Here is a 13427-nt window from a genome sequence, read left to right on the forward strand (position 1 = left end):
ATGCCTTCCGTGCCCGGCTATCCGCCGCCCGCCACGGCGCAGCCCCGGCCCCGTGTTGCTTCTGCTCGCCATCGGTGTGGCGGTGTACCGGGGACGTGGACGGTGTTGCCCGTCCTCGCCGATGAACCGGCCCGGGCGCGCGCCGCGTTCCCCAGCCGGTGAACCGCGCCACCAGCACGGAGCACTGCGCGGAGCGGATCCGACGGCACGCGGGACACCAGCCCGCTCGGGGGCTGGGGACCGCGACTGCCTGGCTCGCCGCAGACATACCCTCTCCGGACACCCTGCCGCGTGGCGCGGTGACGCTCACCCGTGGCACGGACGCAGACCCACCCCCCGCCGTGAAAGGTGCCGGACGGCAGCCGCAGACGTCTGGTGCCGATCAGCTGGCACAAGGGAGTCATGGCAGAGGTTCCGATGCCGGCGGCATGACCGCGGCCACGGCATCGCGACCCCTGCATCGAGAAGACCCAACTCCTGCCTCCGGCCGCCCGTTCGCGGGCCGTCGTCACCCCTGGGAGGACTGCCGCCGATGGGCCGGACATCGGCGGCCCCAAAGGACAAGGACCTGAGCCCTGCATCGCAATCCCCCTGGAAACCAAGTTCCTGGTTCAGGCACACGACACCAGTGGCGTCGACAGCACGGCACTGTGCACCGGGCACACCAGTCGGAACCGCCCACAAGACGTACGACAAGAAGAAGGAGTCGAAGCCGGATGGGCAAACAGAGAAGACTCGGATGGGTGTCGCTTGCTGCGGCAGCCGCCATGGCCCTGGCGGCAGGAGTGATCACTGCCCCCGCCGCCTACACCGCGGATGATCCCGTAGAGGTCATAGTCAACGGAAACGACGTTCGCAGCGACAACAGGAACGGCTTAGCCTATAAAGGCCTCGGCCTGCTCAGCTGCAACAGCACGAGCAACCTGCTGATGGACTACAAGGCGGAGAACCCCGGCCGGTACTGGCAGCTCATCAGAGTTCTGTTCGGCGGAAAGAACCCCCTGATCAACCACGTCAAGGTCGAGATGGGATCGGACACGAACACGTCGACCGGTTCCGATCCGGCGACGATGCGCACACCGGACGAACTCGCTGACGCGTCCCGTTCCCCGGGCTTTCAGCTGGCCGCCGACGCCAAGACGGTCAACCCGAAGCTCAAGGTCTCGATTCTCCGCTGGGAAATGCCCGAATGGGTCCAGAACGAATGGGACAAGGGCACAGGCACCGACGAGATGTACAAGTGGTACAAGGAGACGATCCTCGACGCCTACGAGAAGTACGGGTACATGGTCGACTACGTCGACCCGGACAAGAACGAGACGCGGAATCCGGACGAGGCCTTCATCAAGTGGTACAAGAACGCGATCGTCACCGACACGGACTTCGCGAACCCGCGGTACGGCATCCCGGCAGGCAAGCAGCGGAAGGCCAAGAAGGCTTACCACAACATCAAGATCATCGCCTCCGACGAGAACAACACACACCACATCGGGCCATCAGTGCTCAGCGATGCGGAACTCTTCGGAATCGTCGACGCGGTGGGCTACCACTACAACACCGACGACCGGCTCGAGGGGAACGCTGACAGCGACACCTATCAGCCGTACACCAAGCTGGCGACCGGCAAGAACAAGTACAACGAGGACAAGGAAGTCTGGTACAGCGAAGGCACCGCCTCGTTCGGCCATACCGAGTACCGGGTCAACAACACCGAAGGCGCGAATGGAGCGAGCACTGGCATCGGCGGCGTCCAAAGCGCCCTCGACCTCGCGAACCGCTCCGTCAAGAGCTACGCGAACTCGAAGAGGACGCACTACATATTCCAGCCGGCGATCGGGTCCTTCTACGAAGGCGCGCAATACAGCCACAAGGAGCTCGTCAGTGCCCGCGACCCGTGGTCGGGCTATCTCCACTACGACGCGGCCCTGTATGTGATGCAGCACTTCACCCAGTTCGCGAAGACCGGCTGGGAGAACGACACGAACACGGCGGGCATCTGGCGCACCGTGCCCGAGGCCAGTTACAGCGGCGTGAGCGGCACCGAGAACGTCGACGGCTCGAACGGGGCCCCGAGTTACATGACGCTCGCGGATCCCCGTAAGAAGGACTTCTCCACGGTCGTGGTCAACGACAGCGACCAGCCAAGGACTTACCGCATCAAGGCCGAGAACATGCGACTCGGCTCCGATTCGACCATGGAGATCTGGGAGACCCGTGGAGCGGACGCGGGGCAGGCCTACGACGCGAACTTCAAGCACCTCGCCGACGAAATCCGGCCCGGCGGCGACGGCTTCTACACCTATTCGGTCAAGCCGCGGTCGATCGTGACCCTGACGACCCTGGACAAGAGCCACGACAAGGCGACGAAGCAACGTCTGCCCAAGTCCTGGGACCGCACGGTGCTCGACACCGACGCCACCGGCAAGAAGCGCAACACCCGCGACGACGTCCTGTACGCCGACGACTTCGGGTACGAGGAGGAGGGTCGGGTCCAGGTCGGCACGGCCGACGGCGCGCGCAAGGTGTCCCGGCCCTACCTGATGTCCCGTGGCAACCAGCCGCGTTACATGGTCGACCAGACCGGCGCCTGGGAGGTCGGGAAGGACGCGCGCGGCGACAACGTGCTGTACCAGTACATGGACCAGTCCATGAAGGACACCGGCGCATGGAACCGGCACACGCCGAACACGACGGTCGGCGACTTCCGCTGGGAGAACTACAGGGCTACGGTCGACGTCTCCTTCCCGGACCCGGCCGGCGGACTCGCCGCCCTGGGCGTCCGCCAGCAGAAGGGCATGGCGATCAGCGACGCCGCCTACAACGTGCGCATTCGCCCGAACGGCGCCTGGACGTTCTACGAGTACGGCACCGCGATCAAGACGGGAACCGTCGCGGCGTCCGGCACGTACCGCCTCGCCATCGAGGCGAAGGGCGCGACGATCACGACCTTCATCGACGGGAAAGCCGTCTCCACGTACCAGGATGCGACTCCGCAGACCGAAGGCCGCGTCAAGCTCGGCAGCGACTTCTACAAGACGGCGTTCGACAACCTGAAGGTCGAGAAGATCGACGGGTACACGCCCTACGCCGGCGCACAGATCGACAACATGGCCGGCTCGGTCGCCTACGAGGGTGCCTGGAGCAGGAAGAACGCATTCGGCGACGCGATGGACTGGTACCGGTCGACGTCGACGAGCACAGGTGCCGGCGCGTCCTTCACGGTCCCGTTCACCGGTACGGGCATCGACATCATCGGCGGCAACGACGGCAGCGCCGTTCTCGATGTCTACGTCGACGGCAAGCCGATCGCCAAGGACGCGAAGACCGCTGCGGTCGACAAGCGGCTCGCGACGTACACGCTGCGCGGCCTGCGTGATGGCAAACACACGGCGAAGTTCGTCCTCAAGTCCGGAAAGATCGTTCTGGACGCGTTCAACGCCATTCCCGGTGACGTGGACGGCCCTGTGGACACGACCCCGATCCGGAGCACCCTGGACAAGATCGGAAGCCCGACACAGGCTGACTACACCGCCGACTCGTGGGCTCTGTTCGACTCCGCGCTCTCGGCCGGGAAGACCGCCGTGACCGGGCAGAAGGGCCTCGACGTCCTCGGCGCCGAGCAGATCGAGAACAGGCTCGACGAGGCCTACAACCGGCTGGTGCGCAAGGACGCCACCGCGGAGTAGTGGGCCCTCGGCGTCACGGGCGCTCTCCCGACCACGGGAGAGCGCCACGCCGGAGACTCTCAAGGCGGCGGGAGCGTACCGGTGCGGCGCGGTGACTGCCGCCCGCAGTCTGGCTTGCTGCCGACGCGATAGGCCCAGCCCATAGGAGTTCCCTCAACCCATGAGGGCTCCCTGCCGTGGCCGGGAGCCCCCATGGGGAAAGGACGCGGTTCAGCCCATGCCCTGGAGGCGCCAGACCTGGTTCCTCTTGTTGTTCAGCGCGCTCGCCGGGTCGCAGGTCCACTGGTGGATCTTCGCTCCGGGTGCGGTCGAGACCTGGCTGACGTCGACGCACTTGCCGCTGTGGACGGCGGCCAGCTGGTAGTCCTTGCTGTTGCCGAGCGCGGTGACGGGGTTGAGGGTGAACATCTGGTTGGTGGCGCCGTTGCAGGTGTACTGAATGACGGCGGCACCGTCGGCCGTGGAGCGTCCCGAGACGTCCAGGCACTTGCCGCTGTGCTGGTTGACCACCGTGTAGGTGTTCGCCCGGCCCGCGACCGGCTTGAAGTCGAACATCTGCTGGTAGCCGCCCTCGCAGTCGTACTGCTGGTACTGCGTGCCGTTGGCGGTGCTGAGGTTGGTGTCGTCCAGGCACTGGCCGCTGTGCTGGGCGACGGCGACCGTGGAGATGGCGGTGTTGGACGGCGGGAGCAGGATGACGGTGTAGCCGTCAGCGGCATTCGTCCACGGCACGCTCACCGAAGCCGAGTTGCCGCTCACGGTCAGGGTCTGGTCGGAGACCGTCACCGGACCCGTCACCGCGCCGCCGCCGTTGTTCGGTATGCGCTGGACTATCGCGCGGACCCGGCCGTTCTCCACCACCGAGGTGGTGTCCAGACGGTCGAGGTCGACGGTGACCGTGCCGGTGTTGCCGTTGCTGCCCAGCAGGATCTTCGCGTTGCGAGCCGTGTTGTCCTTCGTCGCCAGCCCGTCGGTGTTCGTACCGGGCGTAACCTTCACGACGTTCCCGGTCTGCGAGCCGTAGTACCGGTAGAGGAACCACTCGCCCAGCGGCAGGTACTGGCCGGCGCTGTTCTTGGTGAGCAGGTTCGCCTGGAAGTCGTGCAGGTTGTTCGCGGACGCCCAGTTGGCGCGCAGGCCGTCGGCCCCGGCCCGCTCGAGGCGGGAGATGTACCAGCCGCCACGTCCCGGGGTCTGTTCGGTCGGGCTGGCGTACTCGTTGACCTGGAACGGCCGACTTGTGGTCATCGACCGCGCCGCCAGTTTCGACCTGACCGCGCCCGCGTCCACGACGGGGTCACCGGGCAGGTTGTGCCAGCTGTAGATGTCCGGCTCGACGTTGTTGGCCTTGACGTAGTCCAGGTACGTGTTCCACCAGGACGAGCCGTTCGACGCGGGCTTGAAGGCGCTGCTGGGGCCGACGACGACCGCGTTCGGGAAGACCGCACGGATCTTCTGGTAGGCACGCTTCCACATCTCCAGGTACTGGGCCTGCGGCCGGTCCCAGAAGGGATGCCAGTCGGGTTCGTTCCAGATGTCCCACTGGATGTCGGTCATGCCGGCCGCCTTCGCGTCGGCGAGGAGGCGGTCGTAGAAGGAGTCGAAGAGGGTCCAGTCGCCGTTGTCACCGGGGAACGTGGGGCTGGTGGTCCCGTCCGCGCCCCACAGGTCGTGCGGCAGGATGGCGAAGGTGCCGCCGAGCGCCTTGGTGCGCTTGTACTGGGCCAGGGTGGAGTTCCAGCGGCGGTCGTACTTGCCGGCGACCCAGCCGCCGGGGTTGTCGAGCTGGGCGCCGCCGGCCCGCATGAACTGCCACTTGATGTCCTTGTAGAAGTGGTCCTGGGGCAGCGAGCCGTTCTCGGACATCCCGTAGATCGTGCCCGAGGCACGGTACGTGGGGGCGCCCCCGGCGGTGGCGAAGTCGACGGCGACGCTGGTGTCGGCGGCCTGGGCCGACGTGCCGGGCAGGACGACGGCCGCGACCGACGCGAACAGCGCGGCGAGCGCGGTGGTCCTGCGGAGACGGCGGCCTCCTGCGGAGCCGGGCTCCGTGGTGCGTCTGGGCGGTGGGAGGAAGCGGGACATGTGCATGTGTTCTCCCGGAGGGGTGGGTGCTGCCTGGGCGGGGCGTCCAGGGGGTCTCTCAGCCGCCGGTGTGTGCGGCGGATGCGGGTGCCGTGCGCCGGAGTTCGTGGGCTTCGGCAAGGAGGAGGTAGCTGCTGGCGGTCCAGGTGTAGGCGCGGTCGCGCAGGCCCGTGCCGGTGAGGGCGTCGAAGTTCTCCGCGAATCCGTGGGTTTCGCACAGGGCCCGGAAGCGGGCGCTGATCTCGTCCGCGAGGCGGTGGTGGCCGGCCCGGCGCAGTCCGTCCTCGATGAGGACGGTGGCGGGCGCCCAGATCGGGCCGCGCCAGTAGCCGTCGGGGCGGTAGTGGGGCGAGGTGGGCAGTTCGGTGGCCAGTCCGTACGGGGTCAGGTGGGTCTCGATACGGGCCGCCAGCACGGCGGCGACGTTCTCGGGCAGGTGCTCGCCCAGGGCGATCGGCATCAGGTCGAGCAGGCTGGAGCTGCTCCAGGTGTCGCCGCTGTCGGCTCCCCGCGCCACGAACCGCTCCCCCGTCCACAGCTGGTCGAGCACGGCCGCCTGGGTCTCCTCCGCGGTGCGCGTCCAGCTGCGGGCCTCGTCGGCGAGACCGAGTTCCATTGCCAGGGCGGCGAGTTCGTGGAGCTGGAGGGCGAGGAACGCGGCCAGGTCGGCGGTGACGACCACGCGTTCGGGGTCGAAGGTCGTGGCGTTGTCCCAGCCGCTGTCGTTGCCGTGCTGGTAGTGGGGCAGGGCGGCGCCCGGTACGCGGCGCGCAGTGAGCCAGAAGTCCGTCCAGCGTCGCAACCTGCGGTAGGTGTCGGTGAGTTCCGTCCGGCCGATGGGGTCGGGGAACCGTCGGCGCAGGTGGGCCAGGGCCCAGCCGTGGATGGGTGGTTTGACGAAGTTGTGGAGGACCTCCGAGTGGGTCACCGAGTCGGGCAGGGCCCCGCTCTCGTCCTGGTGGTCGAACGGCAGCGAGAACTGGTCCCAGGCCAGCGCGGGTGCTCCGGGCGCCAGGGCGAGGGCGTTGAAGCAGTGGTCCCAGCTCCAGACCTTGTCCATCCAGTGCTTGGACATGAGCACCGCGGGCCGGGTGACAAGGGCTGCCGGGCGGACCGTCGCCGACCACAGGACGTACGCGGCGAGTTCGGCGGCCGGGGTGCCCGACGAGCGCCAGGGGGCCACCGTGTCGGCGAAGGCTGCAAAGGCGTGCTCCACGGCCGCCACGACCTGGCCGAACGTCTCCGAGGAGGCGTAGGGGCGGCGCGCGCTGTCCAGTTCCTCGATGGCCGCTTCCCAGACCCCGCCGACGTCCGCGGTGATCGTGAGGCCGCGATCGCCGCCGCCGAGGGCTTGGCTGCCGGACACCTCGGCGACGGCACCGGACAGCACGGTGATCCGGTAGCGGCGCCCGGTCTCGTACGAGGTGAACACGTGCGCGCCGTCCACCGGGTCACGGTAGAAGTAGGCACCGGTGAAGGGGGTCAGGGTCTCAGCCGCCGCGGTGATGCGCAGGCCCAGTCCTTCACCGCGCAGACGGACCGTGTCCGGTGATGCGTAGGCGAGGCCGATACGTCCGCCGTCATGGACCCACGCGAGCAGGCTCGGTCTCGTCTCGACGCGGGTCTCGGCCCGGTCACCCGTCATCGTGTCGAGAGGCACGAAACGCAGGACGGCGTGCATGCCGTTCTGATGGGAGACCAGGTGGAGGTCTTCGGCGCGCGTCCTCTCCGCGAGCACGGGAGAGATGCCGAACCAGGAGCCGTGCATGCTGAACGGGATGTCATGGATGGAGAAGGCCGGGCCGGGCCGGGCGGCGGTCATCAAGCGTCACTCGTTTCTTCAGCAGTGGTCTGCGGCTCTTCAGCAGTGTTCTGAACCAGGGATGGTCACCGGTGAGGACCGACCCGGGGCTCAGTCCTTGACAGCTCCGGCCGTCACTCCGGCGGCGACGTAGCGCTGGGCGAGGACGAGGATCACCGTGGCGGGCAGCGAGGCCACGACGGCGGTGGCCATGATGGCGTTCCACTCCTGGTTGTTGTTGCCGATGTACTGGTAGATGCCGAGGGTGATCGGCTCGTGGGCCCCGCCGTTCGCGAGCGTGCTGGCGAAGACGAAGTCGGACCACGACCACAGGAACGCGAACAGCGACACCGTGACGACGGCATTGCGGCTCATCGGCAGCACGACCGACCGGAAGGTCCGCAGGGCCCCGGCTCCGTCCATCTGTGCGGCCTGGAGGAGTTCGCCGGGGATGCCGGACATGAACGCGGTGAAGATCAGGACGGCGAAGGGGACGGCCAGCGTGGAGTCCGCGACGATGAGGCCGGGGACCGACTGGAGCAGACCGAGGCTCAGGTAGATGGCGTAGAAGCCCATCGCCATGATGATGCCGGGGATCATCTGGGCGACCAGGAAGAGGAAACTGAGCATGCCGCCGCCGCGGGGCCGCAGTTTGGCCAGTGCGTAGCCGGCGGGCGCGGCCAGCACCACGGTCAGCACGACCGTGCCCAGACCGATGACCAGGCTCGTGGCCAGGTAGGGCAGCTGCTGGTCGAGTACGGCGCGGTAGCCGTCCAGGGTGCCGTGGACGGGGAACCAGTCGGGCGGCGACTTGCGCATGTCCTGGTCGCGGGTGAAGGACACGTTGAGCATCCAGTAGACCGGGAACAGCATGACGGCGGTGAGCAGGAGGCCCGTGGCCGTCTTCCACCAGGTGGTCCCTGCCCGGCGCGGTCGCCGGTGCGTGCGTGGTGTGGTGGCGGTGGTCATGAGGCGTACTGCTTTCGCTGGATCCTCAGGTACACCAGGCCGAAGACCAGGGCCGCGACGACGAGCAGGTTGCCGACGGCCGCTCCGGGGCCGAAGGCGGGCAGCAGGTTGCCGAAGCCGAGCTGGTAGGACCAGGTGGCGAAGGTGGTGGACGAGTCCGCCGGGCCGCCCTTGGTCATGATCCAGATGATGTCGAAGACCTTGAGCGTGTAGACCAGGCCCAGCAGGAGGGTGATGGCGGACACCGGGCGCAGCAGCGGGAAGGTGATGTGCCAAAAGCGATGCCAGACGCCTGCGCCGTCGAGGGCGGCCGCCTCGTAGAGGCTGCGGGGGATCGACTGGAGACCGCTGTGGAGCACGACCAGGTTGAACGGCACGCCGATCCAGACGTTGGCGATGATCACCGAGGTCAGCGACCACGACGGTGAGGTCAGCCAGTTCACCGGACCGATGCCGACGGCGTGCAGGCCGGCGTTGACGATGCCGGATTCACTGTTGAGCATCCACGACCACGTGGATGCGGACACGATGAGCGGCAGCAGCCAGGGCACGAGGAACAGGGCCCGCAGGGTCGCGGAGAGCCGGAAGTGCTGGTTGAAGAAGACCGCGAGTGCCAGGCCGATGACGTACTGGAAGACCAGGCAGACGGTGGTGAACACCACGGTGTGCATGAGCGCGGGGCCGAACGTCGGGTCGTCGAAGACGGTCCGGAAGTTGGCGAGGCCGGTGAAGGGTGCGTCGCCCTGGACGAAGGAGCGGACCGTGTAGTGACGCAGGCTCAGGTCGAGGTTGCGGTAGAGCGGATAGGCGTAGAAGAGAGCGAGGTAGAGGGTCACCGGGGCGAGGAACGCCCAGGCGGCCCACTGCTGGGAGGTGGGACGGCGCCGGGTGACGGTGCGGGCCGGGGGCGGGGCGGTGGTGGCCGCCCCGCTCCGGTCACGCACCGGACGGCGGTCCGGCAGGTGTGTCGTGCGGTTCATCAAGGAGCCCCGGGTTGCGGTTGCTTGACGGTTTACTTGACGGCGTCCTGTGCCGCGGTGAGCGCGTCCTTCGGCGACTGCGATCCGCTGAGGGCGGACTGGACCGCCTTCCACAACTGCTCCGAGATCTTGGGGTACTTGGTGCCGAGGTCGCCGCTGGTGCGTCCCTTGGCCGCCTTGACCGCGTCGACCCAGGGCTGCAGCTTGGCGTCGGCCGTCACCTGCTTGTCCTGCACCTCACTGGTGGGAGCCACGTACGACAGGGTGGTGTCGGTGTCGTAGAGGTTCGCGGTGCTGGTCAGGCAGGACACCAGCTTCTGTGTGGTGGCGTATCGGCCGGTGTCGCCCTGGACCGGCACGGTGACGAACTCGCCGCCCGTCGGGGCCGCCGCGTTACCCCCGTCGACGCCGGGGATCGGCAGGACGCCGTAGTCGAAGCCGGCCTTCTCGGCGTTGGCGAGCTGCCAGGTGCCGTTCTCGGCGAAGGCGTAGTCGCCGCTCGCGAACTCCTGCCAGCTGGTGGTCTGGGTGTTGTTGATGACCGAGTTGGGGGCGTAGCCCTTCTTCAGCCAGTCGCTCCACAGGGACAGCGCCGAAGCGCCCTGGGCGGAGTCGAGTTCGGTGAGTTGCGCACCCGAGCCCCAGAACCACGGCAGGAACTGGAAGCTGCCCTCCTCCGTGCCGATCGCGGAGAAGGTGATGCCCTTCTTCCCCGCCTTCTCGACCTTCGCCAGCGCCGCCGTCAGCGACTTCCAGTCCTTGACCGAGGTGATGTCCACACCCGCGGCCTTGAGAACGTCCTTGTTGTAGTACAGGGCGAGGGTGTTGGCGCCTATGGGCGTGCCATAGGTCTTGCCGCCCGCCTGACCGGCCGCGAGGAGGTTGGGATCCACCTTCGAGGTGTCCACCTTGTTCTCGTCGGTCGTGGTGAGCGCCCCTGCCTCGGCGAGGGTCGAGACCACCGGGTTGTCGAGGATGAGGACGTCCGGTGCGTTGTCCTGCTGGGCGGCCAGCAGCGCCTTGTTCGTCAGGTCGCTGGTGTCGAAGGCCGTCCGCTTGATCTTGACCCCGGCCTTGTTGCCGCATCCGTCCAGCAGCTTGGCCCAGTCCGAGTCCTTGGCGAACTGCGGATAGGGGTCCCAGATGGTGTAGCTGCCGCCGTCCTCCGCCTTCGCGGACTGGGTACCGTCGCCGGAGGAGCAGGCGGTGGCGCCGGCGGTGAGGGCGACGACGGTCATGGCGGTGGCGGTGAGACGGCGTCTGGTGGATCTGTTCATGGGTGTTCCTCGGGGTTCCGGTTCACGGTTTTAGGCATGGGCATGCCAGGGATGGTGGTGGAGGGACTTCAGTCCATCCGGCTTTTGAGGAGCAGGGGGCCCGGGGTTGGCCCCGGACATCGGGTCGGGGGCGGAGCCCCGCGGCAGGTCGAAGGGGCGCAGCCCCTGGGGACAGGACGGGTTGGGACGGCGGGGGCGAAGAACGCCTCCGACGCGGACAGTCGCGGCCCCGACAGGGGGCAGCAGGTCAGGCGGTCAAGTCGGCGCCGGGCGGCGCGGGAGCAACGGTGCCGGCGGGCCCGGTGCTGGCGCGGAGCGAGATCGGCGGGGCGAGCAGGTGGTGGCGAGGCGGCGCGTCGGGGCGGTCGAGGCGCTCGGCGAGCAGTTCGACGGCCAGGCGCCCCATCTGCGCTGCCGGCACGTCGGCCGCCGTGAGTTGCGGGGTCACCGTTTCGGCCCATCGTGTGGCAACGACGCCGGTGACGGAGAAGTCGCGCGGCACATGGCGACCGGCCTCGGCCAGGCCCCGGTAGAGGCCGCCCAGTGCGGCCTCGTTCAGGGTGACGAGGGCCGTGGTGGCGGGCTCGTCGTGCAGGATCCGCTCCAGGCAGGCCTGCCCGGAAGGAGCGTCGTCCCCGCAGTTGTACGTGCGGACGGTCAGCCCGCGCTCCGCCGCGGCCTTTGTGAAGCCGTCGAGCCCTCGGTGCGCAGACTCGTACCCGGCACGCAGGAGCCGCTCGGGCCGGTTGACGAAGGCGATCCTGCGGTGGCCAAGGTCCGCGAGGTGGTGGACACAGGCCGCCGCCAGCCCGGTGTGGTCCAGACTGACCCACCAGTCGCCTTCCGGCTGCGCGGTGCGGCCGATGCAGACGGAGGGGAAGTTCTCGGCGAGGAGGTGGTCGACGCGGTCATCCTGGAGCCTGATCTCCATCAGGATGGCGCCGTCGACGCGTCGTTCACCGAGCAGCCGCTGGAACGAGCGGTCACTGTCCACACCACTAGGGGAAAGCAGCACGTCGTAGTCGTTGGCAGCCGCGGCCTCCACCACACTGCCGATGAAATCGAGCTGCATTCCGGTGTAGTGGTCACCGGCCGGCGGGAAGACCAGACCGATGGTGCGGGTCCGGCCGTTGGCCAGGGCGCGTGCGCTCGCGTTGGGCCGGTAGCCCAACTCGTCGATGACCCGCTGGATCTTCTCTCGGGTGCGGTCCGACACGGCACGCTTGCCGCTCAGTGCGTACGACACGGTGCTCCGCGAGACACCGGCCCGCTTGGCAATCTCACCGATGTTCACGGGACTCCTTCATCGAACCGGTTCGCTGCTCCCTGAGAGGGAGGATCGTACGGGTCGCAGGTGCTGAGGGATCGAAGGGGCGGCGGTTCGCTTTTGTCGAACCGGTTCGCGTGAAGGGAAGGTAAGGAGCCGACCGGGCGGGTGTCAATGCCTTGGGCGCACTTTGGAAACAGCCCGGAAATCCCATGCATGGAGAACACGGGGACCGGACGCACCCAGCGCCATCGCCTTCACCAGGCATATTGCCCTTCCGTGGGGTTCTCACAGCGCCTGACGTCCGCCCGCACCGAGGTGGAGAGATCGCGTCGGGAGTATTGCTGGCCCGGTTCGCCGGTGCTAGCTTCCGGCGAACCGGTTCGACAAGTGCGCGAAGCACCACTCCGCCGTCGAAGACACCTCCCCATGACAGCGAGCGATGCAATCACGGTCATCTGTCGAACCGGTTCGAAGCGATGGCCGCAGCGGAGCCGACCGCTGCCCCCAGCCCCCTTCTTTGCGCCCTCAGGGACAACACGGAGACTTCGGTGCGACGCAGAAGACGAACAAGCAGCAGACGAACGACAGGAGGAGGTGCCGTGGCGGTGGCGTCCTCTCCACCGCGCTCGCCGCGACCGCCGCCGGCACGAACGGCGGCGGAGCCGGAACGGCTCGCCGTGGACCTCGCGACCGACACCGGCCCCTTTCACGGCGGCGCCTCCGGCTCGCTGTACGGCGTCTGCGGCGACGGAGTGCCGAGCCGCCACCTCCTCGAGGGCATGCCGCGCGCCGCGATCCTGCTTGTCGACCACCAGGTCGGCCTGCTCCTTGGCGTCGAGGAGCGTGAAGTTGGTGCCACGCGGCGTCAGGCTGAGGGGGATTCCCGAGTCAGCGCATGGTCGAGCGAGGTGGGGCACGACTCCATACCCGGGTGTGTGGCGAGACTGATCAGCAGGTCGAGTCGGCGGCCCGCGTCCTGCAATGCGGCGACCTTCGCTTTGATACGGGAGCTCTCGTCGAGCAAGCGTTCCAGCAGCTCGGGGTCGACATGGCGGGCGTCGATGGCGGGCAGGAGGGTCGCGATCAGGCGGCTGCCGAGACCAGCTGTGTAGAGCTGCTGGATGAGCCCCACACGGTCCACGGCCGACTCCGGGTAGACGCGCTGACCGCTGGTCGTGCGCTGGGGCTGCAGCAGGCCCTGTTCCTCGTAGTAGCGCAGGGCGCGCGTGCTGACCCCAGCCTTGCTGGCCAGTTCGCCGATACGCATCGTGACTCCCCTTGCCCGCATGTCGCCTGTCGGGACTTGCCCTTGACGTCAACGTCAAGTTTTAGCGTAGGCGGTCCAGGGCGGAAACGAAT

Annotated in this window: 8 protein-coding genes and 1 pseudogene; 2 read left to right on the forward strand and 7 right to left on the reverse strand. The window is 67.9% G+C overall.

The genetic code is table 11. The features are described 5' to 3' along the window. The first annotated feature begins 716 nt into the window (after nt 1–716). Nucleotides 717–3686, forward strand: a complete 2970-nt coding sequence (locus ACFYO0_RS11215; RefSeq protein WP_388673538.1) for a GH59 galactosidase — start codon at nt 717–719, stop codon at nt 3684–3686. 210 nt (nt 3687–3896) lie between these two features. Here the strand turns inward: ACFYO0_RS11215 and ACFYO0_RS11220 are convergent, their stop codons facing one another. The 6 genes from ACFYO0_RS11220 to ACFYO0_RS11245 form a co-directional block, all read right to left on the reverse strand. Next, nucleotides 3897–5777 (reverse strand): RICIN domain-containing protein, encoded by a 1881-nt coding sequence (locus ACFYO0_RS11220; protein WP_388673540.1) that lies wholly within the window; start codon nt 5775–5777, stop codon nt 3897–3899. 52 nt (nt 5778–5829) lie between these two features. Continuing rightward, nucleotides 5830–7593, reverse strand: a complete 1764-nt coding sequence (locus ACFYO0_RS11225; protein ID WP_388673542.1) for an amylo-alpha-1,6-glucosidase — start codon at nt 7591–7593, stop codon at nt 5830–5832. A gap of 90 nt (nt 7594–7683) precedes the next feature. Continuing rightward, the gene (locus ACFYO0_RS11230) at nt 7684–8541 is read right to left on the reverse strand and encodes a carbohydrate ABC transporter permease (RefSeq protein ID WP_388673544.1); all 858 of its coding nucleotides are present in this window, start codon (nt 8539–8541) and stop codon (nt 7684–7686) included. Then, nucleotides 8538–9521: a carbohydrate ABC transporter permease gene (locus tag ACFYO0_RS11235; RefSeq protein ID WP_388673546.1), complete on the reverse strand. Its 984-nt coding sequence runs from the start codon at nt 9519–9521 to the stop codon at nt 8538–8540. Before ACFYO0_RS11235 ends, ACFYO0_RS11230 begins: the two co-directional genes overlap by 4 nt. A gap of 32 nt (nt 9522–9553) precedes the next feature. Further along, complete coding sequence (locus tag ACFYO0_RS11240) at nt 9554–10798, reverse strand: extracellular solute-binding protein (RefSeq protein ID WP_388673548.1); 1245 nt, start codon at nt 10796–10798, stop codon at nt 9554–9556. Nucleotides 10799–11045: 247 nt separating this feature from the next. Beyond that, nucleotides 11046–12092 (reverse strand): LacI family DNA-binding transcriptional regulator, encoded by a 1047-nt coding sequence (locus ACFYO0_RS11245; protein WP_388673550.1) that lies wholly within the window; start codon nt 12090–12092, stop codon nt 11046–11048. Between the two features lie 452 nt (nt 12093–12544). Here ACFYO0_RS11245 and ACFYO0_RS11250 point away from each other — a divergent pair. Next, nucleotides 12545–12850: pseudogene (locus ACFYO0_RS11250) on the forward strand (hypothetical protein); the annotation flags it as partial. 83 nt (nt 12851–12933) lie between these two features. Here ACFYO0_RS11250 and ACFYO0_RS11255 read toward each other — a convergent pair. Beyond that, nucleotides 12934–13335: a MerR family transcriptional regulator gene (locus ACFYO0_RS11255; RefSeq protein WP_388673552.1), complete on the reverse strand. Its 402-nt coding sequence runs from the start codon at nt 13333–13335 to the stop codon at nt 12934–12936. Nucleotides 13336–13427: the final 92 nt, after the last annotated feature.

The organism is Streptomyces sp. NPDC006365 (assembly GCF_042870755.1).
In the GTDB taxonomy this organism is placed as follows: Bacteria; Actinomycetota; Actinomycetes; order Streptomycetales; family Streptomycetaceae; genus Streptomyces; species Streptomyces xiangluensis.

Coding starts and splice junctions, on each gene's coding strand:
- ACFYO0_RS11230 (WP_388673544.1), bottom strand. CDS start 8,541: ATGACCACCGCCACCACACCACGCACGCACCGGCGACCGCGCCGGGCA.
- ACFYO0_RS11235 (WP_388673546.1), bottom strand. CDS start 9,521: ATGAACCGCACGACACACCTGCCGGACCGCCGTCCGGTGCGTGACCGG.
- ACFYO0_RS11240 (WP_388673548.1), bottom strand. CDS start 10,798: ATGAACAGATCCACCAGACGCCGTCTCACCGCCACCGCCATGACCGTC.
- ACFYO0_RS11215 (WP_388673538.1), top strand. CDS start 717: ATGGGCAAACAGAGAAGACTCGGATGGGTGTCGCTTGCTGCGGCAGCC.
- ACFYO0_RS11255 (WP_388673552.1), bottom strand. CDS start 13,335: ATGCGTATCGGCGAACTGGCCAGCAAGGCTGGGGTCAGCACGCGCGCC.
- ACFYO0_RS11225 (WP_388673542.1), bottom strand. CDS start 7,593: ATGACCGCCGCCCGGCCCGGCCCGGCCTTCTCCATCCATGACATCCCG.
- ACFYO0_RS11220 (WP_388673540.1), bottom strand. CDS start 5,777: ATGCACATGTCCCGCTTCCTCCCACCGCCCAGACGCACCACGGAGCCC.